Raw genomic sequence first — 24,624 nt, forward strand, 5'->3', positions numbered from 1 at the left:
GGTGGGCCGCTGGGTGGTCGGTGTGCCGAAGCTGTGCGGAACCTGTGTCCTCGCCCGTCATGACCGGGATCACGCCCCGGCCGACAGGTCGTAGAGGGTGACGCCGTCGACGTCGGTGGCGGTGAAGCTGCGCTGCACCCAGTCGGCGATCTCGTGGGCGTCGTCGCTGCCGGAGCTGCCCTGCATGAAGGTGGCCGCGATGTAGTAGTGCACCCGCCCGTCGGCCACCATCCGCTGGAACTGCTCCAAGGTGGGGGCGGGGTCGGTGCCGTTGAAGCCGCCGAGGGCGAACACGGGCAGGTCCACGGCGAGCTGGTACCCGGCGGCGTTGTTGGAGCCGATCACCGCCGCGGCCCACTCGTAGCCCTCGGAGCCGGTGCGCAGGGCGGTCACCACCGCCTCGCTGGGGGTGGGCGCGCCGAGCAGGCCGCCCATGCCGCCGCCGCGGCCCCCGCCGAACCCGCCGCCGGGACCACCGCCGAAGCCCTGCCCGGCCGGGCCCACCGAGGGCAGCGCGCCGGAGTGCGCCACCGCGGCCGTGGCGACGGAGTAGGCGCCGGGGGCGGCCAGGGCCAGCACGAGGGCCAGCACCCCTACCCCCCGGGCGGCGAGCCGGGGCAGCACCGGCAGCAGCACGATCAGCGCCGCCGCCAGCAGCCCGCCGAACAGCACTACCGGCCGCAGCCACGGCAGCCAGTCCGGCTCCCTGGCCAGCAGCAGCGAGCACTCCACGGCGGTGATCGCCACCCCGGCCGCGAGCAGGCCCACCGAGGCGTGGTCGTGCCGGTTGCGCCAGCACCCCACCGCGCCGATGCCCACCAGCGCGGCCACCGCCGGGGCCAGCGCCACCGCGTAGTACGGGTGGATGATGCCGCTCATCAGGCTGAAGACCAGGCCGGTGACGACCAGCCAGCCGCCCCAGACGACCAGCGCCGCGCGGGTGCGGTCGGTGCGCGGGGCCCGCCGGGTCAGCCACAGCCCGCCCACCAGCGCCAGCAGCGCGGCGGGCAGCAGCCAGGCGATCTCCGAGCCCATCTCGGTGCCGAACAGGCGGGTCAGGCCCGGGGTGCCCCAGCCGGCGCCACCGCCGACGCTGCCCACCTCGTCGCCGTTGAGCCGCCCGATCCCGTTGTAGCCCAGGGCCAGCTCCAGCACCGAGTTCTCCTGCGAGCCGCCGATGTAGGGGCGGGCGCTCGCGGGCACCAGCTCGACGACGGCCACCCACCAGCCGCCCGCGACGACCACCGCGCCCAGCGCCCCGCCCAGGTGCGCGAGCCGCTTGCCCAGCCCGGTCGGCGCCGCGACCAGGTAGACCAGCCCGAACGCGGGAAGCACCAGGAACGCCTGCAGCATCTTCGCCAGGAACGCGAACCCGACCGCGGCCCCGGCCAACGCCAGCCACGCCGGGCTCGCGCCCTCCAGCGCACGCAGCACGCAGTAGGCGGCCGCGGTCAGCAGCAGCACCAGCAGCGCGTCGGGGTTGTTGAACCGGAACATCAGCGCCGCCACCGGCGTCAGCGCCAGCACCGCGCCCGCCACCAGGCCCGCCGCCGGGCCGGAGGTGCGCTTGACGGCGGCGTGCAGGACGGCCACGGCGGCGACCCCGCACAGCGCCTGCGGCACCAGCACGCTCCACGAGCTGAGCCCGAACACGCGCACGGACAGGCCCATGAGCCAGGTGGCGGCGGGGGTCTTGTCCACGGTGATGCCGCCCGCGGCGTCGGTGGCGCCGAAGAACCAGGCGGACCAGCTCTGCCCGCCCGCCTGCGCGGCGGCCGAGTAGTAGGCGTTCGCCCACCCGGAGGCGCCCAGGTCCCACAGGTAGAGCACGCCGGTGCCGACCAGCAGCACCGCGAGCCCGACCCGGTGGAGCCCGGGCCGGGGTCGGGCGGGTCTCTCGGGGGCGCCACCGGGGTCGTCGGTGGGCGCGGTGCGGTCGGCGACGAGGGTCATGGCGATGACGGTGCTGGGCCGCGCTGGGTGGTCGGTGTGGGTTGCCTGTGAGCGAGCTGTGCGATCCGTGAACGGGGTGTGACGCACCGCGCACCGCCGATCGGGTGGTCCTGCCCGCCGCGCCCGCTCCGGCGCCCCGGCGGAGACCGCAGGTCACCGGCATCGCGGGGGGAAAGGAGATTATCGGCTTATCCGGACTCGGGACCTTCGGCCCGGAAACCGCCCCGAAACGTCCGCGGGGAAAGCGCCGACCTACCTCGTGGAAATCGGAACACCCGCCCGCACCGGCCCCTGACCGGTGGACGAGGCGAGGTGGGCCACCCCCGGACCACCGCACCGCGTCCCCCGTCGACGCGGTATTCACCCTGCCGCAGAAAGGTTTCCCCGTGCCCAGAACCCGCGCCGCGCTCATCGCGCTCTTCGCCGCCCTGCTGGCGTTCGGCGTGCTGACCCCGCCCGCGCAAGCCGTGCCGGTGCGCGGCCAGACCGGCTGGTCGGTGCTGCTCTGCAAGTTCTCCGACCGCGCCGCCGAACCGCAGGCCCCGGCGTTCTTCCGCAACTTCCTCACCCAGGACGGCGCCGGGCTCGGCGGCGTCGCCGACTACTTCGCCGACCAGTCCGCGGGCAAGGTCACCCTCACCGGGTCGGTGGTGCGCGGCTGGTACACCATGGCGTTCACCCTGGCCCAGGAGCAGGGCAAGAGCCGCGGCCAGCGCATCCAGGACTGCGTGGACACCGCGGCCGCGAACGGCTACGCCGTGCCCTCGGGCCACCGCACCGTCGCGATCCTCAACGACTACGTCGACTCCGGTGCCGCGGGCGGGCGCGTCCTGCTCGACCCGGGCGCCTGGAACGTCGGGTTCGCCGCGCACGAGATGCTGCACGGCTACGGCCTCGGGCACTCGTTCTCCAACGACACCACCTACCAGAACGCCTCGTGGTCGCAGCCCGGCGAGTACGACGACCCGTGGGACCAGATGTCTGCGATGAACATCCACGCCTTCGGCACCACCAACTTCGGCACCAGCGCGGTCGGCCTCAACGGCTACTTCCGCGACAAGCTCGGCTGGCTGCCCTCGAACCGGGTGCTGACCCTCGGCGCCGACGGCGTCGGGTCGCGCACGGTGACCCTGGCCCCGCTGGAGACCCCCGGTGCGGGCTCCGGGCCGCTGGTCGTGCGGATCCCGTTCAACCCCAACGACCTGCACAACTACTACACCGTCGAGTACCGCCGGAAGACCGGCTGGAGCGCGGGCATCCCGGCCGACATCGTGCTGATCCACGAGGTCCGCGGCGGCACCCCGTACCTGCTGCGCGCCACCCCGGCCGCGGGCCGCGCGCCCGTGCAGTCGTTGAGCGCCAACGGGGTCACCATCACCCTCGGCGCGAAGACCGCCACCGGTGCCGCGGTGACCATCACCTCCGACATCACCACCCGCTGCGTGTCCGGCTACGTCTGGCGCGAGGCCCGCTCCACCGACAAGGTCTGCGTCACCCCCGCGACCCGCAGCCAGGTCGCCTACGACAACAGCGTCGCGGCGAGCCGGTGGACCAACGGCGCCTACGGCCCGCACACCTGCGTCTCCGGGTACGTGTGGCGCGAGGCCTTCTCCGGTGACGACGTGTGCGTGACCACCGCGCAGCGCACCCAGGCGTCCAGCGACAACGCCGCGCACGCCTCCCGGGTGAACCCGGCGCGCCTGGTCTTCGGCCCCAACACCTGCGTCAGCGGCTACACGTGGCGGGAGGCGGACCTCAGCGACTACGTCTGCGTCACCCCCGCCACCCGCAGCCAGGTCTCCGCGGACAACAGCGCCGCGGCCAGCCGGTGGACCAACGGCGCCTACGGTCCGCACACCTGCGTCTCCGGGTACGTGTGGCGCGAGGCGTTCCCCGGTGACGACGTGTGCGTGACCACCGCGCAGCGCAGCCAGGCGGCCGCCGACAACGCCGCTGCCCCCGGCCGCGTCGCCGTGCCGTAAGCCAGGACCGGGTGCGGCCCGGCCGGGATTCCCCCGGCCGGGCCCTGCACGCCTGCGCCCCCGACGCCGCCCTGCGGGTGCGGCCGAGGACTGAGCCCCCGACCTCTAAGCTGCCCCCCGAAGACAGGGGGCGGGATGGCGACCAACGAGCAGTTCTTCCGGATCACCGAGTCGCTGGCGGAGGTCACGCGCTCCGACGGCGAGCGGCACAGCACCCTCACCGTCCGCGGCAACCGCTTCGCCTACTACTGGCCCCGCACCCAGACCGTTGGGCTCAAGCAGCTCATCTCCGAGCAGAAGGCCCTCGTCGCCGAACGCCCCCACGTCTTCGAGGAGCAGTTCACCTGGGGCGGCTTCGGCTGGGTCGTCGTCCTCCTCGACGGCGTCGAGGAGGACGAGCTCACCGAACTGGTCTTCGAGGCCTGGCGGCTCTCCGCCCCCGAGGACCTGCTCCACACCGTGCCCGACCCGGGTCAGGAGTAGAAGCGGTCGAGGTTGGTGGCGGCGCTGATGAGGGACAGGTGGGTGAAGGCCTGGGGGAAGTTGCCCAGCTGCTCACCGGTGAGGGCGATCTCCTCGGCGTAGAGGCCGAGGTGGTTGGCGTAGGTGAACATCTTCTCCATGGCCAGGCGGGCGCGGTCGTGCTGGCCGGTGCGGGCGAGGGCCTCGACCCACCAGAAGGAGCACAGGGAGAAGGTGCCCTCGTCGCCGTCGAGGCCGTCGGCGCGGTCGTAGCGGAAGACCAGGCTGTCGTCGACGACGAGGTTCGCGTCGATGGTGTCCAGGGTGGACAGGAAGCGGGGGTCGGTGGGGGAGCAGAACTTGACCATCGGCATGAGCAGCACCGCGGCGTCGAGCTCGCCGTCGTCGAGGACGCCCGCGAAGGCCTCGCCGGTCCAGGCGCGGTCCATGACCTGCGCGTAGATCTCGTCGCGGACGGTGGTCCAGCGGGTGAGGTCGGCGGGCAGGCCGCGGCGGCGGGCGACGCGGACCATGCGCTCGACGGCGACCCAGCACATCACCCGGGAGAAGGTGTGCTGCTTCGGGCCGCCGCGCGACTCCCAGATGCCGTGGTCGGGGCGGTCCCAGTTGTCCATCAGCCAGTCCAGCAGCACGCACAGGCTCGACCACGAGTCGTGCGAGATGCCCTCGCCGTACTTGTCGAACAGGTAGATCGAGTCGATGATCTCGCCGTAGACGTCGAGCTGGAGCTGGCCGGCGGCGGCGTTGCCCACCCGCACCGGCCGCGACCCGCCGTAACCGGACAGGTGGTCCAGCTCCACCTCGTCGAGGTCGCTGTCCCCATCGATCGTGTACATCACCCGCAGCGGGCCCAGCGACCCGTCGTGGTCGTCGGTCACCCGGTCGGTGAGCCAGCCGGTGAACGCCTCCGCCTCGTCGGTGAACCCCAGCCGCAGCAGCGCGTACAGGGTGAACGCCGCGTCGCGCAGCCACACGTACCGGTAGTCCCAGTTGCGCTCGCCGCCCAGCTGCTCGGGCAAGCCCAGGGTCGGCGCGGCGATCACCGCGCCGGTGGGCTCGTGGGTGAGCAGCTTGAGCGTCAGCGCCGAGCGGTGCACCATCTCCCGCCACCGCCCGGTGTACCGCGACTGCGACAGCCAGTCCCGCCAGAACCGCACAGTAGCGTCGAACCAGTCCTGCGAGCACCCGTCCTCGCCGTCGCCCACGGTCAGCACGAACAGCGCCGCGTCCTGCCCGGCGAGGGAGAACTCCGCGGTGGCCACGCCGTCGTCGACGTCGAGGTCGACGGTGGAGTTCAGCTCCAGCCGCAGGCCCGCGGAGTCGAACCGCACCCGCCTGCGGTCCCCGGTGGCCCGCGGCGTGGTGCGCCCGTAGTCCGGCCGCGGCTGCACCCGGACCCGCACCCGCACGTCCCCGCGCACGTTCACCACCCGGCGCACCAGGCGCTGGCGGTGGTCGGGGTCGTGCGGGCGCAGGATCGGCATGTAGTCCTGCACCTCGACGATGCCGTCCTCGGTGAGGAACCGGGTGATGAGGATGTTGGTGTCGGGGAAGTAGAACTGGTGCCTGGTCACCACCTCGCACGTCGGCTCGATCGCCCAGCCGCCGCCCCGCTCGTCGTCGAGCAGGGCGGCGAAGACGCTGGGGGAGTCGAAGCGCGGGGCGCAGAACCAGTCCACCACGCCCCGGGTGCTCACCAGGGCCGCCGTGCGCAGGTCCCCGATGATCCCGTGCTCGGCGATGGGGGAGCGGCTCATCCGCGCTGGACCCGCCAGCCCAGCTCCCCGGGCAGGTCCAGCGCCTCCTGCGGCCCCCACCCGCCCTTGGCGTAGGGGTGCGGGGCGGGCCTGTCCGCCAGCACCGGCTCGCACACCTCCCACAACCGCTCGATCTCCGCGGCACCGGAGAACAGGGTCTGGTCCCCGCGCAGCACGTCCAGCAGCAGCCGCTCGTAGGCCTCCAGCGGTCGGCTGCCCTCGAACGCCTCACCGAAGTCCAGGTCCATCCGCGCCGAGCCGATCTCCATCGTCGGGCCGGGCACCTTCGCCCGGATGCGCAGCGCCAGCTGCGGCTCCTCGGTCAGCTCGAACACCAGCTCGCTCGGGCAGCCCGCGACCTCGCCGGGGAACATCGACAGCGGCGGCTCGGTGAACCCGACGGTGATCACCCGGCGGCTCTGCGCCATCGCCTTGCCGGTGCGCAGGTAGAACGGCACGCCCTTCCACCGCCAGTTGTCGACCCGGGCCTCCAGCGCCACGAACGTCTCCACGTCGGAGTCGTCGGCCACGCCCTCCTCGTCCCGGTAGCCCTCGTACTGGCCGAAGACGACCTTGCCGGGGTCCAGCGGCCGCAGCGACCGGTAGAGCTTGAGCTTCTCCGCGCGCAGCGCCTCGGCGGAGATCTCCGTGGGCGGCTCCAGCGCCAGGAACCCCAGCAGCTGGCACAGGTGCGTGGACACCATGTCCCGGAAGGTGCCGGTGGCCTCCATGAAGCTCGCCCGGCCCTCGATGCCGATCTCCTCCGGCACGTCGATCTGCACGTAGGCGATGTGCCCCTGCCGCCACACCGGCTCCAGCAGGCCGTTGGCGAAGCGGAACACCAGGATGTTCTGCACCGCCTCCTTGCCGAGGAAGTGGTCGATGCGGAACAGGTCGTCCTCGTCGAACACCTCGTGCAGGGCGGCGTTCAGCTCGCGCGCGGACCCCAGGTCGCTGCCGAACGGCTTCTCCAGCACCAACCGCGCGTCCTGGGCCAACCCGGTGTGGCCCAGCATGGCCACCATCGGCTGCATCGTCCCCGGCGGCACCGACAGGTAGAGCAGGGTGCGCGAGTCCTCACCCAACTCCTTGCGCTTGCGGGCCACCACCTCGGCCAGGTCCGCGCCGTCCTCCGCCGACGAGGTCTGGAACGTGACCCGCTGGGCGAACTCCGCCCACCCCGGCTCGTCCGCCAACCCCAGCTTCGCCCGGAACTCCTCGTCCGTGCCCGGCGAGTGCCGCCCCGACCCGACGACGGCGAACTCGGGCAGCAGCCCCTCCCGGTGCAACCGCAACAGCCCGGGGAACAGCTTGCGCTTGGCGAGGTCCCCGGTGGCACCGAAGATCACGAACACGTGGGGCGGGATCGTCTCCATTGGCGCCAGTATTCGCCCCCTCGGCCCCCGCTGCTCGTCGTGCGCCCCACCGCCACCCGGGCTAGCGTTGTCCCACCTGGACGAACAGGCGTTCGAGACGAGGAGCACCGATGACCGACCCGACCCCGGACAAGCCCACCGAAGACTGGGTCACCGGCGACGAACCCATGACCGGTCCCCAGCGCTCCTACCTGCACACCCTCGCCCAGGAGGCGGGTGAGGAGGTCCCCGACGACCTCACCAAGGCGCAGGCCAGCGAGCGCATCGACGCCCTTCAGCAGAAGACCGGGCGCGGCGCCTAAACGCATTCATCCTCACCGCTGCGCTCGCCTTTCTGGCTGCCGCCGGACCCCCGGCGTGGTCTGGTCACCCTCACGGGCGGCAGCACGCAACTGCTCGCGCAGCAGCGCGGTCTGCACCTGCGTGGTCAGCGACACCGCTGGGGCGCCAGCCTCGGCGGCGCGGATCTGGTCGCGCAGGTGCTGCCCGAGCCCTTTGAGGCTGCGGAGCACTTTGAGGTAGGCATGCCCGACAGTCGCCACGGGGCACCAGCCCTGATGGCGGGTCGCGGCCGCCGCCGTGCGCGCGGTGCTCGACCGAGTGCCGCCGGCCGCGCTGGTCGAGGCAGCGGGTCGGCTGGATGAAGCCCACCAGGCTTTGTCAGCGGCGGTGGCGGGGTCGACCCAGGCTGAAGCAGGCCAGGCGGTCGCCCAGTTGAGCAACGCGGCGCGGACCCTGACCGAGGTGCACGGGCTGCTCCAGCGGGCGCGGGCGCTCGTGGAGGACTACTTGGCCCGCGTTGTGGGCGGGCCTCAACCGCCCCCGACTGCGATCGAACAGCGCCGAGCCAGCGGCGCGAGGTCACCCGCCGCGGCGCGGCGCGAGCCAGGGCGTCCGCCCCCGCCGCCGCAGGTGCAGGATGTGCTGGACGATTTGCCGCCGAAGGTCCCCAAGCCGAATCCGGAGGGTCGCTAGACCCACGGCAGAATCCTGGGTGACCCGACCGGCGAGGTGGTCATCAGCGGGGACGACGCCGAGTCGGCCGAGGTCACAGAGCTGCTGACGCAGGCCGGGCTGAACCCGCGCGGGACGCTGGTCACCATCCACCACGTCGAGATGAAGGTTGCCAAGCGCATGGCCAAGACCGGCACCCGCGAGGTCACCCTGGTGATCAACAATCGGGCGTGCGAGGGGTTCATGGGCTGCCGGAAGCTACTGCCGGTCATCCTGCCCGCCGGGTGCACCCTGACCGTATACGGTCCCGGCTACCACGAGGTCTTCACTGGAGGGAAGAAGTGGCCGAGCTAGGCGTCTGGTACGACCAGGACAGCCGTGACGCCTACGACGAGGGCGACCCGGTGATCCCCATGCGGACCGCCGCCGAACTCGACGCGCTCATCGAGCGGGTGCGCGCCGACACCGTCGCCCACCGCTGTCCGGCCATGATCCAGGTCGGCATCCTGGGCAACGAGGGCTACCCTGTGCTCGAAGTGGGGCTCGGACAGGACAAGGGCTTCATCCACTACCACGCACACGACGCGGGGCGCACCATCGGTGATGGCGATCCGGCCACCACCGTCGAGTACGTCTACATGGGCAGTCTCAGCGACGTCCCCGCCGACTCCGAGGTCCCCATCGAGACCGTGCGCCGGGGCCTGCACGAGTTCCTGGCCACCGGCACCCGCCCGTCCGTCGTCTCCGAGGAACCCTAACCACGCATCCACGCTGCGATCTCCCGCAGCGACCGCACCTGGAACTCGGGTTCCTCGTCCGCCCTGCCATGGTCGAGCGGCCCGGCCAGATGCTCATCGGGAACCGGCTGTCCGAGCGCAGCAGCCACGGTGGCCTACAAGACCGTGATCCGCCGCTCCAACGCGACCAGCAGCAGCTCGACGGTGCTGTACCTGCCACCGGGCCGGTGGGCGCTCCACACGGCAGCGTCATCGGGCAGGTGGGTCACCAGGGCGCACAGTCGCCGGTAGGACAGTCCGCCCCGGTACAGGTCGAGCAGGTCCACCCCACCTGCGAGCAGGTCGACCTCCAGGGCCTCGGCGGTGATGTCGTCGCCCAATAGCTGGGCGACGGTCAGCGGTTTCCCCCAGCTCCTTCATGACGCGGGTGGAGAATTCCTCGGCGTCGGCCGTGGTGGACGCCAGCACCCGCCACGCCGCGTACTGCTCATCACCGAGGATGTACCGCAGCGCGGTCAGATGCTTGCCCTCTTCCTCAGCCTCCAGCGCCTCCAAGGGGAACGCCTCGGCGGTGGGGAGCGTGAAGCGCTTGTTGCGCCAGGTGACGGCCAGCCCGGTCGCGCCAGTGGCGGGCGGTTTGCCGGTGGCCCCGGCACGCTGTCGTGTGGTCATCACAGTCCTTCCTTAGGGGCTCACGCTATAGAAGCGAGAGCGGAGTCCGGGTGCAACTATTCGATCCACTGCTCAATCCACTGTTCCACTTCAGCAAGAGTTTGCGACAGGAATCGACCGGCCCAAAATGTTAAGAATGCTGTTTGCTCGGATATGTCTTGGGGTCGTGGGGTGGGGAGTTGGGCGGGGTCATCCAACCAGCGATATTGCGCGATCATGACAACCCCCGCATAGGGGCGGACACCCAGCGGTGCGAAGGGTGTAGCAATTTGTTCAACCATCGACAGGTCGACCAAGCGGTGCACACCTTTGCTTGCGACATAAGTTGCGGCCCGCATCCAATCCGGTCGCACATAGCCGGACAGAGGGTCGATGCCGTCCTGTCCCCGTGCAGCCCGATCAAAGCCGCGAATCCAAAGCAGAGTTTCGACAGCAGTGGCGTGAACTACGTCGCTGAGGGCCGTGCGTTCGTGAGGTTCGAGCACCATGGGCGAGTAGTAGCTCTGCTCGGGCAGGCTGCGCCATCGCGCCAAACCTCGCTTGAATGACCTGATGGCTCGCTGATGCGGTTCACCCATAGTCCCCCCGACGCCACTACTTCCCCAAAGGCTTTTCACACCCGCCAGAATGCCGCGAACAAGCACGGAGCCGAGCGCACTCACCCGGCAGCGGCCGGCAGCCGGACCGTGAACTCCGTCCGCCCGGGCACGCTCTCCACCCGCACCGTCCCCGAGTGCGCCTGCACCACAGCGGCCACGATCGCCAACCCCAGCCCCGTGCTCCCCGCGGCCCGGTTCCGGGACCCATCCCCCCGCGCGAACCGCTCGAACACCTCCGGCAGCAGCTCCGCGGGGATCCCAGGTCCGTCGTCCACCACGGTCAGCACCGCGGAATCCCCCTCTTGGCGCACCCCCGCGGTCACCGTCGTCCCCGGCGGGGTGTGGGTGCGCCCGTTGGCCAGGAGGTTGGTCAGGACCTGGTGCAGCCGGGCCTGGTCGCCCACGGCGTGGACGGGTTCGGCGGGCAGGTCCAGGTGCCAGCGGTGGTCGGGGCCCGCCGCCTTGGCGTCGCTGACGGCGTTGATGACCAGCAGGGACAGGTCGACCGTCTCCAGGAGCAGGGGACGGCCCGAGTCGAGGCGGGCGAGGAGGAGGAGGTCCTCGACGAGGGTGGTCATGCGCTGGGACTCCGAGCCGACGCGGCTCAGGGCGTGGGCGACGTCCGGGGGGAGGTCGTCCTGGCGGCGGCGGGCGAGTTCGGCGTAGCCGGAGATGGCGGCCAGGGGGGTGCGCAGCTCGTGGCTGGCGTCGGCGACGAACTGGCGGACGCGGGTCTCGCTGGCGTGGCGGACGGCCAGGGCGTTGCCGATGTGGCCCAGCATCCGGTTGAGGGCGGCGCCCACCTGGCCGACCTCGGTGTGCTCGTCGGTGTCGGCGCGGGGGACGCGGACGGAGAGGGCGACCTCGCCGCGGTCGAGCTCCAGCTCCGAGACGCGCTGGGCGGTGGCGGCCATGCGGTCGAGGGGGCGCAGGGTGCGGCGGACGATGAGGGTGCCCGCCACGCCCGCGGTGGTGAGGCCGATGAGGGCGATGCCGCCCAGCAGCAGGGCGGTGGTCCACAGGGTGTTGTCGAGCCCGCGCAGGGGCAGGCCGGTGATCACCGTGAGGTCGCCGCGCTCGGTGCGGGAGGCGAGGAGCAGGTAGTCGCCCAGCCCGCCCAGCTCGCGGTCGTGGGCGGTGCCGTCGACCGGCAGCCCCAGCAGCACCGCGTCGAGGTCGGTGGGCAGCGCCTCGCTGTCGCCGGTGCTGGTGAGCCTGCGGGCGATGGCGACGTCGCCGTCCTGGATGGTGGCGTTGAGGGTGTCGGGGCCCTGGCCGGGGGCGTCGGTGCCGGGGTGCTCGCGCGGGCCCGGCGGCAGCGGCAGCGGGTTGGCGGGGTTGCCGCGCTGGACGAACATGGTCGCCCGCGCGCTCGCGTCGCGCAGCTGCTCCTCCAGGTTGCGCACCAGGTAGGCGCGCAGGCCCAGCAGGGTCACCACGCCGATCACCAGGCACACCAGGGCCAGCAGCACCAGTTGCTCGGCGATGAGCCGGGTGCGCAGCGACACCGGGCGGGCGCGCAGCCGCTCGCGCAGCTCCGCCCGCCTGCGCGGGCTCAGCTCGCCGACGATGGGCTCATCCGGCGGGCTTGAGGACATAGCCGGCCCCCCGCATGGTGTGGATCATCGGTTCGCGGCCCGCGTCGACCTTCTTGCGCAGGTAGGAGATGTAGAGCTCGACGATGTTGGCCTGGCCGCCGAAGTCGTAGTTCCACACCCGGTCGAGGATCTGGGTCTTGCTCAGCACCCGGCGCGGGTTGCGCATGAGGAAGCGCAGCAGCTCGAACTCGGTGGCGGTCAGGGTGATCTCCTGCCCGCCCCGGTGCACCTCGCGGGTGTCCTCGTCCAGCGTGAGGTCACCGACGACCAGGGTGGCGTCGCTGCCGGTCTCGGTCACCCCGGTGCGCCGCATCAACGCCCGCAGCCGCAGCACGACCTCCTCGACGCTGAACGGCTTGGTCACGTAGTCGTCGCCGCCCGCGGTCAGGCCCGCGATCCGGTCCTCCACTGAGTCCTTGGCGGTGAGGAACAGCACCGGCAGCGCGTCGGACTCCGCCCGCAGCCTGCGCAGCACCTCCAGGCCGTCGAAGTCGGGCAGCATGACGTCGAGCACCACCGCGTCCGGCTTGAACTCCCGGGCGGTGCGCACCGCGGTGGCGCCGTCGAGGGCGCTGCGCACGTCCCAGCCCTCGTAGCGCAGGGCGAGGGTCACCAGCTCGGCCAGCGTGGGCTCGTCGTCGACGACCAGCACGCGCACGGGCAGGCCGTCGGGCCTGCGGAGGTCGGGGCGGGAGGCGGCGTTCACGGACATGCTCCCATCCTCGGGCGGGCGGTTCGGACTGCGCTGTGCGGTCCCTGTGTAGCACCTGTGCGCGCGGGCGGCCCGCGACGGCACCGGACATAGCGACCTCTGGTGCTCCGCACAGCCTGCGCACAGGGAACGCGGCCACGCTGGGCGGAACCGAGGGCACGGGGCCCTGCGGTGGATCCAGGAGGAACGATGTCGGACCAGTCCGGACAGCCCGGCCAGCCCGCGCCGGAGCAGCCCACCACGGCCCAGCCCGCCGCGGCGCAGGCCGCGCCGGAGCAGACCGCGACCTGGGGCGCGCCCGCCCCGGAGCAGCGCAGCGCTCCCCGCTGGTCGTGGAAGAAGACGGCCGCGGCCACCGCCGTCGCCGTGGGCGTGGCCACCGCCGGTGGCTTCGCGGTGTACGCGGCGGGCAACGCCAGCGCCGACGGCCAGGGTGGTCGCGGCGGCATGGCGGGCGGGCCCGGCGGCTTCCCGGGCGGCGCCCGCGGTGGTGCGATGGGCGGGCTGATGGGCGCGCTGCACGGCGAGTTCGTGACCTCGGACGGCAGCGGCGGCTACGAGACGAAGCTGGTGCAGACCGGCGAGGTCACCGCGGTCAGCGACACCTCGATCACCGCCAAGAGCGCGGACGGCTACACCAAGACCTACGCGATCGACGCGGCCACGGTGAAGTCCGCCGTGGAGACCGGCAAGCGGGTCACCATCATCGCCACCGAGAAGGGGGACACCGCCACCGCGGAGTCGATCACCGAGGGCGACCGCCTCACCCGGCAGGGCGGCCCCGGCGGCGCGGGTGGCCCCGGGGCGGGTGGCCCCGGGGCGGGTGGCCCCGGCGGCGCGGGCGGTCCCGGGGCGGGTGGTCCCGGTGGCGCGGGCCCGGGCGACGGGAGCGCCCCGCCCACCCGGTGACCCGGCGCTCGCTCGACCCCGTCGACTACTTGTCGACGGGGTCGACGACCTTTGAGGCCGCGGTGATGATCGACCACAGCGGGCTGCGGGTGCGCTCGTAGTAGACGCGCCGGTTGGCGGGCTCGCGGTGCTCGGTGAGCATCCCGAGGTCGACCAACCTGGTCAGCTCCACCCCGCAGGCGCTCTGCGCGATCACCGTCTTGGGCGGCTCGGACTGGAAGAACCGCGGCCCGGCGTGCTGGTGGATCCAGAGGGCCAGCCGCAACCTGCTGGGGCGGCCGAAGAGGAGTCGACCCACATCACCGGCGTCCACGTGTGCTCCTGCTCTTGGAGTTCGCAAGTCGCTATCCGGTATCAAGATAGCGACAGAGGTGGCGGGTGTCGAGGGCGCGGTCCCGGGCGCGTTCCGCAGGTGCCGCGCGGACCCGCCGAGCGGTCCACCACGCCGAGGGGGCCGCGGGGTCGGTGAGCCTGCTCTGATCGGTGGACCGGCGGAACCGCCTGCGCGTCAGAGGACGTCGTGCGGGCGGAACTGGATGCTGATGCGGCCGCCGACCGGTCTGGCGGTCTTGGGGATGGCGTGCTCCCAGGTGCGCTGGCAGGCGCCGCCCATCACCAGCAGGTCGCCGTGGCCGAGGGGGTAGCGGGTGGTGGGACCGCCGCCGCGGGGGCGCAGCAGCAGCGGGCGGGGGGAGCCCAGCGACAGGATCGCCACGTGGGTGTCGGTGTGCGAGCCCCGGCCCTTGTCGTCGCCGTGCCAGGCCACGCTGTCGCCGCCGTCGCGGTAGAAGCAGAAGCCCGCGGTGGTGAACTCCTCGCCGTAGTGCGCCGACAGGCGCTGCTTGGCCTCGGCCAGGACGGGGTGCGGCAGCGCCGCGCCCGCGCGGTAGAAGCTGAGCAGGCGCGGCACGTCGACCACCGAGTCGTACATCTGCCTGCGCTCGGCCCGCCACGGCACCTCGTCGGCGAGCTGCTGGTAGAGGTCGTCGGCGCCGGTGAGCCAGCCGGGGAGCACGTCCACCCACGCGGTCGCGTCCAAGTGCGCGCGGTCGGGGACGAGCGGGCCCAGGGCCGGGGGGTCGACACCGTCCCAGAGGGAGGCCTGGAGCGCCTGGGGCATGTCCGGGATGTTACACCGCGGTCGAACACGTGTTCACCCGCGCGGACAGCCCGGGAAAATCCGTGTTTCACTTGTCGAGAGACGTGGTACTCGCGCCTGCCCGGAACCGCCCGCCGGAGAATCGAGGTCACCGTGCTCACCACTGGCGCCCCCTTGCCCGCGACCCCCACCAGCCCGAACCTGGCCGTGCAGCCCGGCATCACCCCCGTGCGCCGCGCCCCGCTGCCGCGCGTGGCCCCCACCCCGCCCGGCCGCAGGCTGCGCGCGGCGGTGCGCGCCGCGCTGTCCGACCTGGACGGTGACGCCCGCACCGCGCTCGTGGTGGGCCTCGCCTGGACCGCCGCCGCGGGGGAGACCTGCATGCTCGTCCCGCAGGTGACCGCCGTGCGGCGCGCGGTCGACGCCCTCGACCGCGGCGACCTCGTGGCCGCCAAGGCCGCGCTGACCGCCGCCGACGACGGCCTGCACGACGCCCCCGCGCTGCTGCCCGTGCCGCGCGGCGGCGACGCCTGCTGACCCGGGGGCGACCCCGGGGGCGAACGCCTCCTGTCCCGATCACCTCAGGGTCGGGGCAGGAGGCGTTCGCGCTTTCCGGACAGCGCCGCGATGTGTCACCCTCTTGGGTGGTAGGCGTTGTGAACACTCGGTTTCGCCGGGCCGACCGGGCAGGCTCAGGGAAACCCGAGGAGTGACCCATGACACGTCAGCTGGACCGGATCCCCCTGCCCGGCCTCCCCTCGCCGGGGCTCGACCTGCGCCGCGCGGTCGAGGCGGCGCTCACCGCCCTGGCCCTCGACCCCGCCGACGCGCGGGTGGCCGACGACCTGCTCGGCGCGCTCGCCAGGACGGCCGCCACCGGGGACACCTGCCTGGTGCTGCCTGCCGCCGAGGCCGTGGCCGACGCGCGCGCCCGGATCGCGGCCGCCGACGTCGACGGCGCGTCCGCCGCGCTGCTGCGCGCCCGGGGCCTGCTCGACCGCCGCGCCTGAGTGTGTGCGCGCGGCCCGCGCGGGTAACCAGCGGCGGTGAGCGCACAACCCCTTGAGCGGAACGAGCCCGACGAGCGCACGATCAGCGCCGTGGGCAAGGTGACCGAAGCCCTGGAGACGGTGGAGCGCGCCCGCGGCCACCTCTACTCCTTCCACCAGCTCACCGGCTCGGCCGACCTCGCGCTGGGCGAGGCGGTCGACGAGCTGGCCGCGGCGGGCCACGAGGACGTGGCGAAGCGGCTGCGCGAGGAGCTGGTCGGCCGCAACGTCCTTCCGGGACGGTGGACGTTCCAGGTCGTCGAGGACTACGACGACGAGTACTACGAGCCGTTCCGCTCCCTGGAGCGCGAGGTGCGCGACCGGCTCACCGGCGGTCGCAGGCACCTGCACGAGGCGGGGATGAAGGAGGAGCGCCGCACGCACGGCAAGGCCCACCACGAGAAGACCCCGGCGGACGTCGACGGCTGAGCCCACCGCGGCCGCGCTCCGCCACCGGGCGACCACGCGCGACCGCGGGCTTGCAGGAGACGACCGCCCGCGAGGCACGGAGGGACGACGCATGCCCACGTACACCAGGTCCATCACGCTCAAGGCGGGTGCCGACCGCGTCTTCAACTACCTGTCCGACGTCGGGAACCTGCCCGAGTACTTCGACCGCCTGGACTCCGCCCGGCCAGTCGGCGGGCAGGCGAACCCGGACGCCGTGCAGGTCAGCGCGGACGTCAACGGCAAGGAGGTGGCGGGGGAGGCGTGGTTCCGCGTCGACCGCACCGCCAACCGCGTCGAGTGGGGTTCGGAGGACGACAGCGACTACCGCGGCAGGCTCGACGTCACCGCCCAGCAGGACCGCTCGCTGGTGCGGCTGGAACTGACCACGCCGCACGGCGGCGACGAGGTGGAGCAGGGGCTCGACGCCACGCTCGACCACGTGCGCCGCATCCTTGAGACTGACGGCGCAGGAGACTGACGGCCCAGGGGACTGACACAGCCCAGAGGATTGACAGGGCTGGAACAGACTGACAGCGCTGGAACAGCACGAGAAGCCGGTTCGGGGTCGGGTTCCCCGGACCGGCTTCCGCTGTCCGCCAACCCATGCCGGGCGGTGGGCCATCGGGCCCAGCGGGGGCTGGGCCCGATGCCCGCCGCGCGGCGCGGCCGAACGGCCTTGTCCCGCAACGACGACAGCGGTGGGCGCCACTGGGCGCCCACCGCTGTCGGGGTCTTGGGTCAGTGGGCGCGACCGCGCCCGCGCAGCTTCGCGACGGCCGCCTTGGCCTTCGCCTGGTTGCGCGGGTCGCTGGCGGCCCGCTTCGCCTTGTCGACCATCGTGCGGCCCTGCGGGCTGCGCACCCACGCCTTGATCCGGTTCAGCACGCCTGCCATCGGCAGCCTCCTTTTTGTCCGCTTCTCTCACGGTACCCGTGTTCGGAGGTACCCAATCCCGACGCGGACCACGCGCGCTGTTCCGGCGCGCGGAGTGGTCACCGTGCGGCGGTGGTGGTCCCGTTACGATCGCGGGCACGCAGACGCCAGGACCACGGCGTCGCCCGGCTGGAGCAGGTGGATATGGATGCTGTCCTGGCCACCCAGGACCTGGTCAGGGTGCTCCTGGTCGAGGACGACGCCGGGGACGCCCTGCTGGTGGAGGCCCTGCTGGCCGAGGTCGCGGCGCCCATCCGGCTGACCAGGGCGCAGACCGTGCGCGAGGCCGTGCGGCTGCTGGCGGGCCAGGATTGCGTGCTGCTCGACCTGGGCCTGCCCGACGCCAGCGGGCTGGAGGCGGTCCGGCAGCTGGAGGCCGCGGGCGGAGGCGAGGTGGCGGTGGTCGTGCTCACCGGGCTGGCCGACGAGCAGCAGGGCATCGCCGCGGTGGCCGCGGGCGCCCAGGACTACCTGGTCAAGGGCCAGGTCGACGGCGACCTGCTCACCAGGGTGATCCGCTACGCCGTCGAGCGCGTGCGCTCCGAGGAGATCCAGCGCCAGCTGCACGAGGAGCGCGTCTACGCCGCGGAGAAGGCCCGCCTGGAGCGCGGCCTGCTGCCCTCGCCGGTGCTGTCCGACGACCGGTTGCGGGTGGTGCCGCAGTACCGGCCGGGCAGGCAGCGGATGCAGCTCGGCGGGGACTTCTACGACGTCGTCCAGGTCGAGGACGGCACCGTGCACGTGATGATCGGCGACGTCTGCGGGCACGGCCCGGACGAGGCGGCGCTGGGGGTCCACCTGCGCGTGGCCTGGCGCGCCCTGGTGCTGGCCGGCAGGCCGCTGGACGAGGTGCTCTCCACCATGCAGCGCGTCCTGCTGCACGAGCGCCACCTCGACGGCCTGTTCGCCACGGTGTGCGTGCTGTCGGTGGCCCCCGACCGGCGCACGGCCGAGCTGCGCCTGGCCGGGCACCCGCCGCCGGTCGTGCTCACCCCCGCGGGCCCCGGGCTGCTGTCGGCCCCCACGGGCGTGCCGCTGGGCGTGCGGGCGACGGCGACGTGGGCCTCGGCGACGGTGGAGCTGGGGGAGCGGTGGTCGGTGGTGCTCTACACCGACGGCCTGATCGAGGGCCGGATGGGCGAGACGGCCGAGCGGCTGGGCGTCGACCGGCTGGTCGAGCTGGTGGGGGAACTGGCCGAGGGGGGCCCGGACTGGCGCGCCACCCTGCTCGACGACCTGATCCAGCGGGCCCGCGCGCTCAACCAGGGCGACCTCGTCGACGACGTGGCCGCCCTGCTGGTCAGCCGCGTCGACGGCGACGCGCCGGGCGCCGCCGCGCCCCGCGGCTGAGCGGGCCCGGGCGCTACGCTGGCCCGCGGACCGCGCTGGACCACCCCGCCACCACAGGAAGCCGAGACGCCGTGACCGACCCCACCGGTATGAAGATCATCGACGTGCTCCTGGTGGAGGACGACGACGGCGACGTGCTGATGACCCGCGAGGCGTTCGAGCACTACAAGATCCGCAACACCCTGCACGTGGTGCGCGACGGCGAGCAGGCCGTGCAGTTCCTGCGCCGCGAGGGCCAGTACAGCGACGCGCCCCGCCCGGACCTGATCCTGCTCGACCTCAACCTGCCCCGCTTCGACGGCAGGCAGGTGCTGGCCGACGTCAAGGCCGACGCCACCCTCCGCAGCATCCCCGTCGTGGTCCTGACCACCTCGGAGGCCGAGGAGGACATCCTGCGCAGCTACGAGCTGCACGCCAACGCCTACGTCACCAAGCCGGTGGACTTCGACCGGTTCATCGAGGTCATCCGCAAGATCGACGAGTTCTTCGTGACCGTGGTGAAGCTGCCCCGCTGACGCGGGCGCGCGGGACCCGGGCCGGGTCAGCCCGCCTTGCGGAAGTGCGCCAGGCGGCGGTGCAGCGGCCGGTGCGGGGTGTCGGGGTCCAGGCGCAGGCCCCGGCGGGTGCCGAGCTTGCGCCGCGGCCGCAGGGGAGTGGGTTCGGGGGGCGCCGCGGCGGGGCGGCGGAAGTGGTTGCGGATGGTGGCCAGGAAGCAGGCCAGGGAGACCCCGGCCAGGAGCATCCCCACGACCAGCCACAGGGTCGTGTCGTTCTGCAGGCCGAGGGAGAGGGTGCAGACGGCCCCAGCCCCGGTCAGCACTCCCTCGACGACGTAACCGCGCATGTTCGTTCCTTCCCTCGCCCCCGGGAGGTACCCGGTGGGGCGGGGTTCACTCCTGCTCAGGGGTTGTTCCGGGCGGAGACGGTGATGGTCTTGGGGGAGGACTTCGCGCCCTGCGGCCACACGGTGTAGGTGTGCGTGGTGCTGCCGGAGGTCCCCTCGCAGGGGAAGGACAGCTCCAGCTGGCCGGAGGCGGGGTAGTCGCTGCCGTAGCCGCCGTAGACCGAGGGGTTGTCGACGGCGATGGCCGCGCCCGGTGCGCCGGTGACCTTCCAGGCGATCACGACGGGCTCGCCGGGGGAGGAGAACGGGGCGTCCTGGGTGCCCTGGACGGGGCAGGAGGGCTTCTTCACCACCGACAGGCTCTCCACCTTGGCCGCGGGGGTCGCCTGCTTGGCGGTCGTCGTCGTGGTGGCGCCGCCGCCACCGCCGCCCGCCTTCTTGGTGGTGGTCGTGGTGGGCTTGGAGTCGTCCGGTTCGGCGGTCCGCTCGGTGGGCGCCGTCGACGCGACGGGTGCCGAGGTGGTCACGCTCGGTGCCTGGCTGGGTGGGGCGGGTTGCCCCTGGCTCGCTTGCACGGTGGTGCACGCCGTCGCGCTCAGGGCGAGGACCGCACCCGCCGGGACCACCAACCATCTGCGTAAGGCGCTGCTGCCCATCGAACCCACCCCTGTCTGCCGTGCTCCTGCTGAGCTGTCGAGCAGAGAGACGCACGCGTGACGGGTTGGTTCCCCCGGCTCACCAGGGTGACGGTGCGTAGTCCTTCAGGAAGACGCCGTGCAGGTCCTCGCCCGCCTCACCGCGCACGATCGGGTCGTACACCCTGGCCGCGCCGTCGACCAGGTCCAGCGGGGCGTGGAAGCCCTCCGCCGCCAGCCGGACCTTGGTGGGGTGCGGGCGCTCGTCGGTGATCCACCCGGTGTCGACGGCGGTCATCAGGATGCCGTCGGAGAGCATCTCCGCGGCGCTGGTGCGGGTGAGCATGTTCAGCGCGGCCTTGGCCATGTTGGTGTGCGGGTGGCCGGGTCCCTTGTAGGCGCGGGAGAACTGGCCCTCCATGGCCGAGACGTTCACCACGTACTTGCGGCGGGCGGCGGCCGAGGCCATCGACCGGCGCAGCCGGGAGATGAGGATGAACGGCGCGGTCTGGTTGCACAGCTGGACCTCCAGCAGCTCCACCGGGTCCACCTCGTGCACCCGCTGCACCCAGCTGTTGCTGTCGTGCAGGTCCGGCACCAGCCCGCCCGCGTCGATCGCCGTGCCCGCCGCGACCCGCTCCGGCGAGGCGGAGCCCGCCGTGAGCGCCAGCGCCGTGGCCGCGTCCGCGTCGAGGTGGAAGGCGCCCGCGAGCGCCTTCGGGTGGGCGTCGGAGGTGCGGCCCAGGCTGGTGACCTCCGGGCGCGGGCCCGCGGGCAGCGGGGCGGACTCCGCCTCGGCGAGCAGGGCGTAGGCGCCGGGGGAGCGGCGCACGGTCTGCGCGGCGTTGTTGACCAGGATGTCCAGCGGCCCCGCCGCGGCCACTGCGTCGGCCAGGTCGACGACCTGGGCCGGGTCGCGCAGGTCGACGCCGACCACCCGCAGCCGGTGCAGCCACTCGTGCGCGTCCGGCATGCCCGCGAACCGGCGCACGGCGTCGTTGGGGAAGCGGGTGGTGATGGTGGTGTGCGCGCCGTCGCGCAGCAGGCGCAGCGCGATGTACATGCCGATCTTGGCCCGGCCGCCGGTCAGCAGGGCGCGCCTGCCGGTGAGGTCGGTGCTGGCGTCGCGGCGCGACCGGTTCAGCTCCGCGCACTCCGGGCAGAGCTGGTGGTAGAAGGCGTCGACGACGTGGAAGCGGCGCTTGCAGGTGTAGCAGGAGCGGGCGCGCAGCAGGGTGCCCGCGGTGGCGCCCGGCACCGAGGAGACCAGCGGGATGCCCTGGGTCTCGTCGTCGATGCGCTGCGGCGACCCGGTGGCGGTCGCCTCGGTGACCTGCCGGTCCGCCTCGGTCACCGCGGCGCGCTTGGCGGCCTTGCGGCGCTTGCGCACGGACTTGTAGATCCCCGCGGTCGCCCGCCGCACCGCCACCGCGTCCGGGTGCTCGGTGGGCAGCCCGTCGACCTCCGCGAGCACGGCCAGGCACGCGGCCAACCGCTGCGGATCGATGCCGGGGAGCCCCCCGGTCGGGTCGTCCTGGACCGCCCCGCCACTGATCGCTGCCATTCCCGTCCCCTGGTCGTCACGCGGCTCAGCAGTCTAGGCGGCGGTCCCGGGCCGGTGGCCGCAGGCTCCGCGGTGCCGGGTCGCCGCGCGCGGGGCAGGCGGACGTGGTGGCCGAGCACACCTAGGCGGACGCCTGGAGTGCGGCGGGCCGCCCCGGCGACCGGCGGGCGCGGGCAGCAGAATGGCCTGGTCCCGATGGCGACGAGGCTGGGAGTGCGACGTGGGTGTTGAGCTGGAGCGGGTCGGCGCGGTCGCGGTGGTGACGGTGGACTCGCCGCCGCTGAACCTCTACACCGCCGCCCTGCAGGACGAGATCGCCGCCGTGCTCACCGAGGTCGAGCGCGACCTGCCCCGGGCGGTGCTGCTGCAGGCCCGCGGCAAGGTCGTCACCGGCGGGGTGGACGTGTCGCTGTTCGACGCCCAGGGCAGCCGGGAGCAGGCCCAGCGGCTGTTCGACGAGATGCTGGACCTGCCGGAGCGGATCGCCGCGCTGCCCTGCCCGACGGTGTTCGCCGCGCACGCGCTCTGCCTCACCTGGGGCTTCGAGATCGCCGTCGCCTGCGACATCCTGCTCGCCGCCGAGCGGGCGAAGTTCGGGCTGGTGGAGAACGTCATCGGGCTCACCCCCACGATGGGCGGCACCCAGCGGCTCGCCGCGCGCGCCGGGGTGGGGCGGGCCAAGGAGTTCGTCATGACCGGCGACCGCTACCCGGCCGCCGAGCTGGAGCGCTGGGGCGTGGTGAACCGGGTGCTGCCCGACGAGGGCTTCGCGGGCGCCGCGCTCGCCTACGCCGAGCGGCTGGCCGACGGGCCGACCAAGGCGCACGCGGCCACGAAGGAGGTCCTGCGGCACTACGAGGCGGGCGGGGTGGCCGAGGCCAACGCGCACGTCACCCGGATCGCCAGCGCCCTGTTCGACACCGAGGACCTGCGCGGCGGCGTGCGCTCGTTCCTCACCGACGGACCGGGCAAGGCCACCTTCTCCGGCCGCTGACCGGGCGGACCCGCCGCCCACCCCGCGGGGGCGGGCGGCGGGGCGGGGCTCAGCCCTCCTGCAGGTCCGACAGGGCGGCCTTCACCTTGGCCAGCTCCGCCTCCAGCTCGGCCATCCGCGCGCGGTGCTGCTCGCGGGCGGTGTCGAGCACCGACTCGATGGCCTTGGAGATGTCCTCGTGCAGCTCGGCGGCGGCGCGCGACACCGCGGCCGCGGGCACCTCGATGCCCTGCAGGACGCGCTTGCCGCCCTGGGTCAGCTCGGCCTGCCACTCGCCCTCGGCGGTGCCGGTGACGGTCAGGGTCAGCTCGACCGTGCGGGTCTTCTTCGCGGTGCTCGCCGCGCGCGGCGCCTTCTTCTTGGCCGGGGCGGGCTTGTCCTCGGCCTGGTCGGCGGGCGCGGGCGCGGCGGCGGGGGTCGCGGCGGGCGCGGGGGTGGCCTCGGCGGCGGGCGCGGGCGCCGCCGCGGGGGCGGGCGCTGCGGTGGTGGTCACGGTCTCGACACCGGTCTCGGTGGACACGATCGACTCCCTCTCAAGGACACGTGGTGAACGCGCATTAGAACACTAGTTCACCCGCCCGCGATCACCGGGTCGGCGGGCGCGGCGTGTCGGCCGGGGCCCCGCGCCGCCCGCCCCGGCGGGGTCACCCGATCGGGGATTTCTCCGGTCCCGCGCACGTAAGCGCAGGTCAACGCGGTCAATACTCGGGGCAGGAGGGGCTGGGCGCAGGGTCGGGGGTACGGGGACGTGGGCAGCGAGGGCTGGGACTCGGAGATCCAGCGGGTCGCCGCGGTGCGCGCGCTGCGGCTGCTGGACACGCCGCGCGAGGAGCGGTTCGACCGCATCACCCGGGTGGCGCAGCGGTTGATGGACGTGCCGATCGCGCTGGTGTCGCTGGTCGACGTGGACCGGCAGTGGTTCAAGTCGTGCATCGGCCTCGACGCCACCGAGACCCACCGCAGCGTGTCCTTCTGCTCGCACGCCATCGCCGCGGCCGACCACACCCTGTTCGAGGTGCCCGACGCCACGCGCGACCCGCGCTTCGCCGACAACCCGCAGGTGGTGGGCGAGCCGCACATCCGGTTCTACGCGGGCCAGCCGGTCGCGGCGCCGTCCGGGCACCTCATCGGGACGCTGTGCGTGGTCGACCGCAGGCCCCGGGAGCTGACCGTGGCCCAGCGCGCGCAGCTGCGCGACCTGGCCGCGTGGGTGGAGCTGGAGTGCACGGTCGTGCAGGCGACCCGGTGGGAGCGCGACACCGCGCGCAGCCGCCGGGACTTCGTCTCCGTGGTCAGCCACGAGCTGCGCACCCCGCTCACCTCCATCCACGGGTCGCTGGAGCTGGCCATGTCGCGCCGGTTCGGGGAGCTGCCGCCGCAGCTGGAGCGGTTGGTGGGCATCGCGGCCAAGAACACCGACCGGCTGATCCGGCTGGCCGACGACGTGCTCGACGTGCACCTGATGCAGCGCGGCACGATGCGGCTCAAGGTGGCCGAGGTGGCCCTGCCGGAGGTGCTGGAGCAGGCGGTGCACGCCGTCGAGCAGGTGTCGCGCGCCGCCGACGTGCGGCTCACCCGGGACTGGCCCGCGGAGCTGGCGGTCCGCGGCGACGCCGACCGGCTGGTGCAGGTGGTCACGAACCTGCTGGCGAACGCGGTGAAGGTGTCCCCGGCGGGCGGGCGGGTCGACCTGTCGTGCCGCCTGGAGGGCGAGCACGCCGTGGTGGTGGTGCGCGACCAGGGGCCGGGCGTGCCGCTGGAGCGGTTGCAGGAGATCTTCGAGCCGTTCGTGCAGTACGACGTGCCCGAGCAGCGCACCCGCGGCGGCGCGGGCCTCGGCCTGGCGATCACCCGCGGCATCGTCGACGCGCACGGCGGCAGCGTGGTGGCCGCGCCCGCCGCCGGGGGCGGCACGGAGTTCGTGGTCGTGCTCCCGGTGCGCGGGCCCGAGCAGGACAAGCCCTGGTGGTGAGC

At 73.2% G+C, this 24,624-nt stretch carries 30 protein-coding genes; 15 read left to right on the forward strand and 15 right to left on the reverse strand.

Features of this window, described 5'->3' with window-relative positions; translation table 11 throughout:
• Positions 1-69: 69 nt before the first annotated feature.
• Complete coding sequence (locus BJP25_RS08335; protein ID WP_084793793.1) at positions 70-1,953, reverse strand: ArnT family glycosyltransferase; 1,884 nt, start codon at positions 1,951-1,953, stop codon at positions 70-72.
• A gap of 386 nt (positions 1,954-2,339) precedes the next feature.
• Between BJP25_RS08335 and BJP25_RS08340 the strand changes: the two genes are divergently transcribed.
• Positions 2,340-3,935: a hypothetical protein gene (locus tag BJP25_RS08340; protein ID WP_075974243.1), complete on the forward strand. Its 1,596-nt coding sequence runs from the start codon at positions 2,340-2,342 to the stop codon at positions 3,933-3,935.
• Positions 3,936-4,070: 135 nt separating this feature from the next.
• Complete coding sequence (locus BJP25_RS08345) at positions 4,071-4,418, forward strand: MmcQ/YjbR family DNA-binding protein (protein WP_075974244.1); 348 nt, start codon at positions 4,071-4,073, stop codon at positions 4,416-4,418.
• On the opposite strand, the gene BJP25_RS08350 is transcribed toward BJP25_RS08345, so the two are convergent.
• A complete protein-coding gene (locus tag BJP25_RS08350) occupies positions 4,409-6,175 on the reverse strand; it encodes a glycoside hydrolase family 15 protein (RefSeq protein WP_075974245.1) in 1,767 nt (588 codons plus the stop codon). The two genes, BJP25_RS08345 and BJP25_RS08350, sit on opposite strands and share 10 nt — an antisense overlap.
• On the reverse strand, positions 6,172-7,551 hold the full coding sequence (zwf, locus tag BJP25_RS08355) for a glucose-6-phosphate dehydrogenase (protein ID WP_075974246.1): 1,380 nt from the start codon (positions 7,549-7,551) through the stop codon (positions 6,172-6,174). Before zwf ends, BJP25_RS08350 begins: the two co-directional genes overlap by 4 nt.
• Before the next feature lie 110 nt (positions 7,552-7,661).
• Here zwf and BJP25_RS08360 point away from each other — a divergent pair, with 110 nt between their 5' ends.
• Positions 7,662-7,853 carry a DUF3072 domain-containing protein gene (locus BJP25_RS08360; protein WP_075974247.1) on the forward strand — a complete coding sequence of 64 codons (192 nt, stop codon included), beginning with the start codon at positions 7,662-7,664 and terminating at the stop codon, positions 7,851-7,853.
• 12 nt (positions 7,854-7,865) lie between these two features.
• Here the strand turns inward: BJP25_RS08360 and BJP25_RS08365 are convergent, their stop codons facing one another.
• Complete coding sequence (locus BJP25_RS08365) at positions 7,866-8,093, reverse strand: hypothetical protein (protein WP_075974248.1); 228 nt, start codon at positions 8,091-8,093, stop codon at positions 7,866-7,868.
• Between the two features lie 37 nt (positions 8,094-8,130).
• On the opposite strand from BJP25_RS08365, the gene BJP25_RS08370 reads away from it, so the two are divergent.
• Genes BJP25_RS08370 through BJP25_RS08380 form a run of 3 tightly spaced genes read left to right on the forward strand, consistent with a single transcriptional unit; the run spans position 8,131 to position 9,263 of the window.
• Positions 8,131-8,526, forward strand: coding sequence for a hypothetical protein (locus BJP25_RS08370; protein ID WP_075974249.1), 396 nt, complete (start codon positions 8,131-8,133; stop codon positions 8,524-8,526).
• A gap of 15 nt (positions 8,527-8,541) precedes the next feature.
• Entirely contained in the window at positions 8,542-8,859 is a 318-nt protein-coding gene (locus BJP25_RS08375) for a DddA-like double-stranded DNA deaminase toxin (protein WP_269844529.1), read from the forward strand.
• Positions 8,847-9,263: an Imm1 family immunity protein gene (locus BJP25_RS08380; protein ID WP_075974251.1), complete on the forward strand. Its 417-nt coding sequence runs from the start codon at positions 8,847-8,849 to the stop codon at positions 9,261-9,263. The genes BJP25_RS08375 and BJP25_RS08380 overlap by 13 nt, the downstream gene beginning before the upstream one ends.
• Positions 9,264-9,397: 134 nt before the next feature.
• On the opposite strand, the gene BJP25_RS34040 is transcribed toward BJP25_RS08380, so the two are convergent.
• From BJP25_RS34040 to BJP25_RS08395, 4 genes are all read right to left on the reverse strand, one after another.
• Positions 9,398-9,622, reverse strand: a complete 225-nt coding sequence (locus BJP25_RS34040; RefSeq protein WP_158075619.1) for a hypothetical protein — start codon at positions 9,620-9,622, stop codon at positions 9,398-9,400.
• Positions 9,623-9,970: 348 nt separating this feature from the next.
• The gene (locus BJP25_RS33150) at positions 9,971-10,402 is read right to left on the reverse strand and encodes a hypothetical protein (RefSeq protein ID WP_143218949.1); all 432 of its coding nucleotides are present in this window, start codon (positions 10,400-10,402) and stop codon (positions 9,971-9,973) included.
• A gap of 170 nt (positions 10,403-10,572) precedes the next feature.
• Complete coding sequence (locus BJP25_RS08390) at positions 10,573-12,111, reverse strand: sensor histidine kinase (protein ID WP_084793795.1); 1,539 nt, start codon at positions 12,109-12,111, stop codon at positions 10,573-10,575.
• A complete protein-coding gene (locus BJP25_RS08395; RefSeq protein WP_075974252.1) occupies positions 12,089-12,823 on the reverse strand; it encodes a response regulator transcription factor in 735 nt (244 codons plus the stop codon). Before BJP25_RS08395 ends, BJP25_RS08390 begins: the two co-directional genes overlap by 23 nt.
• A gap of 189 nt (positions 12,824-13,012) precedes the next feature.
• Here BJP25_RS08395 and BJP25_RS34550 point away from each other — a divergent pair, with 189 nt between their 5' ends.
• Positions 13,013-13,732 (forward strand): hypothetical protein, encoded by a 720-nt coding sequence (locus BJP25_RS34550; protein ID WP_075974253.1) that lies wholly within the window; start codon positions 13,013-13,015, stop codon positions 13,730-13,732.
• A 25-nt stretch (positions 13,733-13,757) separates the two neighbouring features.
• Here BJP25_RS34550 and BJP25_RS08405 read toward each other — a convergent pair whose 3' ends face one another.
• Positions 13,758-14,045 (reverse strand): hypothetical protein, encoded by a 288-nt coding sequence (locus tag BJP25_RS08405; RefSeq protein WP_035279700.1) that lies wholly within the window; start codon positions 14,043-14,045, stop codon positions 13,758-13,760.
• 195 nt (positions 14,046-14,240) lie between these two features.
• On the reverse strand, positions 14,241-14,852 hold the full coding sequence (locus BJP25_RS08410; protein ID WP_075974254.1) for an alpha-ketoglutarate-dependent dioxygenase AlkB family protein: 612 nt from the start codon (positions 14,850-14,852) through the stop codon (positions 14,241-14,243).
• Positions 14,853-14,984: 132 nt separating this feature from the next.
• Here BJP25_RS08410 and BJP25_RS08415 point away from each other — a divergent pair, with 132 nt between their 5' ends.
• From BJP25_RS08415 to BJP25_RS08430, 4 genes are all read left to right on the forward strand, one after another.
• The gene (locus BJP25_RS08415; RefSeq protein ID WP_075974255.1) at positions 14,985-15,368 is read left to right on the forward strand and encodes a hypothetical protein; all 384 of its coding nucleotides are present in this window, start codon (positions 14,985-14,987) and stop codon (positions 15,366-15,368) included.
• A gap of 179 nt (positions 15,369-15,547) precedes the next feature.
• Complete coding sequence (locus BJP25_RS08420; RefSeq protein ID WP_075974256.1) at positions 15,548-15,841, forward strand: hypothetical protein; 294 nt, start codon at positions 15,548-15,550, stop codon at positions 15,839-15,841.
• A gap of 36 nt (positions 15,842-15,877) precedes the next feature.
• Positions 15,878-16,309, forward strand: coding sequence for a hypothetical protein (locus BJP25_RS08425; RefSeq protein WP_075974257.1), 432 nt, complete (start codon positions 15,878-15,880; stop codon positions 16,307-16,309).
• A gap of 91 nt (positions 16,310-16,400) precedes the next feature.
• Positions 16,401-16,808, forward strand: coding sequence for an SRPBCC family protein (locus BJP25_RS08430; RefSeq protein WP_075974258.1), 408 nt, complete (start codon positions 16,401-16,403; stop codon positions 16,806-16,808).
• Positions 16,809-17,068: 260 nt separating this feature from the next.
• Here the strand turns inward: BJP25_RS08430 and BJP25_RS34555 are convergent, their stop codons facing one another.
• On the reverse strand, positions 17,069-17,224 hold the full coding sequence (locus tag BJP25_RS34555) for a hypothetical protein (protein WP_198943393.1): 156 nt from the start codon (positions 17,222-17,224) through the stop codon (positions 17,069-17,071).
• Positions 17,225-17,407: 183 nt separating this feature from the next.
• On the opposite strand from BJP25_RS34555, the gene BJP25_RS08435 reads away from it, so the two are divergent.
• Entirely contained in the window at positions 17,408-18,613 is a 1,206-nt protein-coding gene (locus BJP25_RS08435; protein ID WP_075974259.1) for a PP2C family protein-serine/threonine phosphatase, read from the forward strand.
• Positions 18,614-18,702: 89 nt separating this feature from the next.
• Entirely contained in the window at positions 18,703-19,128 is a 426-nt protein-coding gene (locus BJP25_RS08440) for a response regulator (RefSeq protein ID WP_198943398.1), read from the forward strand.
• Between the two features lie 26 nt (positions 19,129-19,154).
• On the opposite strand, the gene BJP25_RS08445 is transcribed toward BJP25_RS08440, so the two are convergent.
• From BJP25_RS08445 to BJP25_RS08455, 3 genes are all read right to left on the reverse strand, one after another.
• Complete coding sequence (locus tag BJP25_RS08445) at positions 19,155-19,457, reverse strand: hypothetical protein (RefSeq protein WP_075974261.1); 303 nt, start codon at positions 19,455-19,457, stop codon at positions 19,155-19,157.
• A gap of 56 nt (positions 19,458-19,513) precedes the next feature.
• On the reverse strand, positions 19,514-19,984 hold the full coding sequence (locus tag BJP25_RS08450) for a hypothetical protein (protein ID WP_143218950.1): 471 nt from the start codon (positions 19,982-19,984) through the stop codon (positions 19,514-19,516).
• A gap of 208 nt (positions 19,985-20,192) precedes the next feature.
• On the reverse strand, positions 20,193-21,656 hold the full coding sequence (locus BJP25_RS08455; protein ID WP_075974263.1) for an SDR family NAD(P)-dependent oxidoreductase: 1,464 nt from the start codon (positions 21,654-21,656) through the stop codon (positions 20,193-20,195).
• A 220-nt stretch (positions 21,657-21,876) separates the two neighbouring features.
• On the opposite strand from BJP25_RS08455, the gene BJP25_RS08460 reads away from it, so the two are divergent.
• Positions 21,877-22,650 carry an enoyl-CoA hydratase/isomerase family protein gene (locus BJP25_RS08460; RefSeq protein WP_408607120.1) on the forward strand — a complete coding sequence of 258 codons (774 nt, stop codon included), beginning with the start codon at positions 21,877-21,879 and terminating at the stop codon, positions 22,648-22,650.
• Positions 22,651-22,699: 49 nt separating this feature from the next.
• Here BJP25_RS08460 and BJP25_RS08465 read toward each other — a convergent pair whose 3' ends face one another.
• Positions 22,700-23,173, reverse strand: coding sequence for a DUF6319 family protein (locus tag BJP25_RS08465; protein WP_075974265.1), 474 nt, complete (start codon positions 23,171-23,173; stop codon positions 22,700-22,702).
• Between the two features lie 225 nt (positions 23,174-23,398).
• Here BJP25_RS08465 and BJP25_RS08470 point away from each other — a divergent pair, with 225 nt between their 5' ends.
• Positions 23,399-24,622 carry a GAF domain-containing sensor histidine kinase gene (locus tag BJP25_RS08470; RefSeq protein WP_075974266.1) on the forward strand — a complete coding sequence of 408 codons (1,224 nt, stop codon included), beginning with the start codon at positions 23,399-23,401 and terminating at the stop codon, positions 24,620-24,622.
• Positions 24,623-24,624 lie beyond the last annotated feature (2 nt).

The sequence above is a fragment of the Actinokineospora bangkokensis genome (assembly GCF_001940455.1).
GTDB lineage: Bacteria > Actinomycetota > Actinomycetes > Mycobacteriales > Pseudonocardiaceae > Actinokineospora > Actinokineospora bangkokensis.

What these genes read in the sequence shown, in the direction of transcription:
- BJP25_RS08335 (WP_084793793.1), bottom strand. Translation starts at nt 1,953, where the DNA reads ATGACCCTCGTCGCCGACCGCACCGCGCCCACCGACGACCCCGGTGGC.
- BJP25_RS08345 (WP_075974244.1), top strand. Translation starts at nt 4,071, where the DNA reads ATGGCGACCAACGAGCAGTTCTTCCGGATCACCGAGTCGCTGGCGGAG.
- BJP25_RS08350 (WP_075974245.1), bottom strand. Translation starts at nt 6,175, where the DNA reads ATGAGCCGCTCCCCCATCGCCGAGCACGGGATCATCGGGGACCTGCGC.
- zwf (WP_075974246.1), bottom strand. Translation starts at nt 7,551, where the DNA reads ATGGAGACGATCCCGCCCCACGTGTTCGTGATCTTCGGTGCCACCGGG.
- BJP25_RS08360 (WP_075974247.1), top strand. Translation starts at nt 7,662, where the DNA reads ATGACCGACCCGACCCCGGACAAGCCCACCGAAGACTGGGTCACCGGC.
- BJP25_RS33150 (WP_143218949.1), bottom strand. Translation starts at nt 10,402, where the DNA reads ATGGTGCTCGAACCTCACGAACGCACGGCCCTCAGCGACGTAGTTCAC.
- BJP25_RS08390 (WP_084793795.1), bottom strand. Translation starts at nt 12,111, where the DNA reads ATGTCCTCAAGCCCGCCGGATGAGCCCATCGTCGGCGAGCTGAGCCCG.
- BJP25_RS08395 (WP_075974252.1), bottom strand. Translation starts at nt 12,823, where the DNA reads ATGTCCGTGAACGCCGCCTCCCGCCCCGACCTCCGCAGGCCCGACGGC.
- BJP25_RS34550 (WP_075974253.1), top strand. Translation starts at nt 13,013, where the DNA reads ATGTCGGACCAGTCCGGACAGCCCGGCCAGCCCGCGCCGGAGCAGCCC.
- BJP25_RS08410 (WP_075974254.1), bottom strand. Translation starts at nt 14,852, where the DNA reads ATGCCCCAGGCGCTCCAGGCCTCCCTCTGGGACGGTGTCGACCCCCCG.
- BJP25_RS08420 (WP_075974256.1), top strand. Translation starts at nt 15,548, where the DNA reads ATGACACGTCAGCTGGACCGGATCCCCCTGCCCGGCCTCCCCTCGCCG.
- BJP25_RS08430 (WP_075974258.1), top strand. Translation starts at nt 16,401, where the DNA reads ATGCCCACGTACACCAGGTCCATCACGCTCAAGGCGGGTGCCGACCGC.
- BJP25_RS34555 (WP_198943393.1), bottom strand. Translation starts at nt 17,224, where the DNA reads ATGGCAGGCGTGCTGAACCGGATCAAGGCGTGGGTGCGCAGCCCGCAG.
- BJP25_RS08435 (WP_075974259.1), top strand. Translation starts at nt 17,408, where the DNA reads ATGGATGCTGTCCTGGCCACCCAGGACCTGGTCAGGGTGCTCCTGGTC.
- BJP25_RS08440 (WP_198943398.1), top strand. Translation starts at nt 18,703, where the DNA reads ATGAAGATCATCGACGTGCTCCTGGTGGAGGACGACGACGGCGACGTG.
- BJP25_RS08445 (WP_075974261.1), bottom strand. Translation starts at nt 19,457, where the DNA reads ATGCGCGGTTACGTCGTCGAGGGAGTGCTGACCGGGGCTGGGGCCGTC.
- BJP25_RS08455 (WP_075974263.1), bottom strand. Translation starts at nt 21,656, where the DNA reads ATGGCAGCGATCAGTGGCGGGGCGGTCCAGGACGACCCGACCGGGGGG.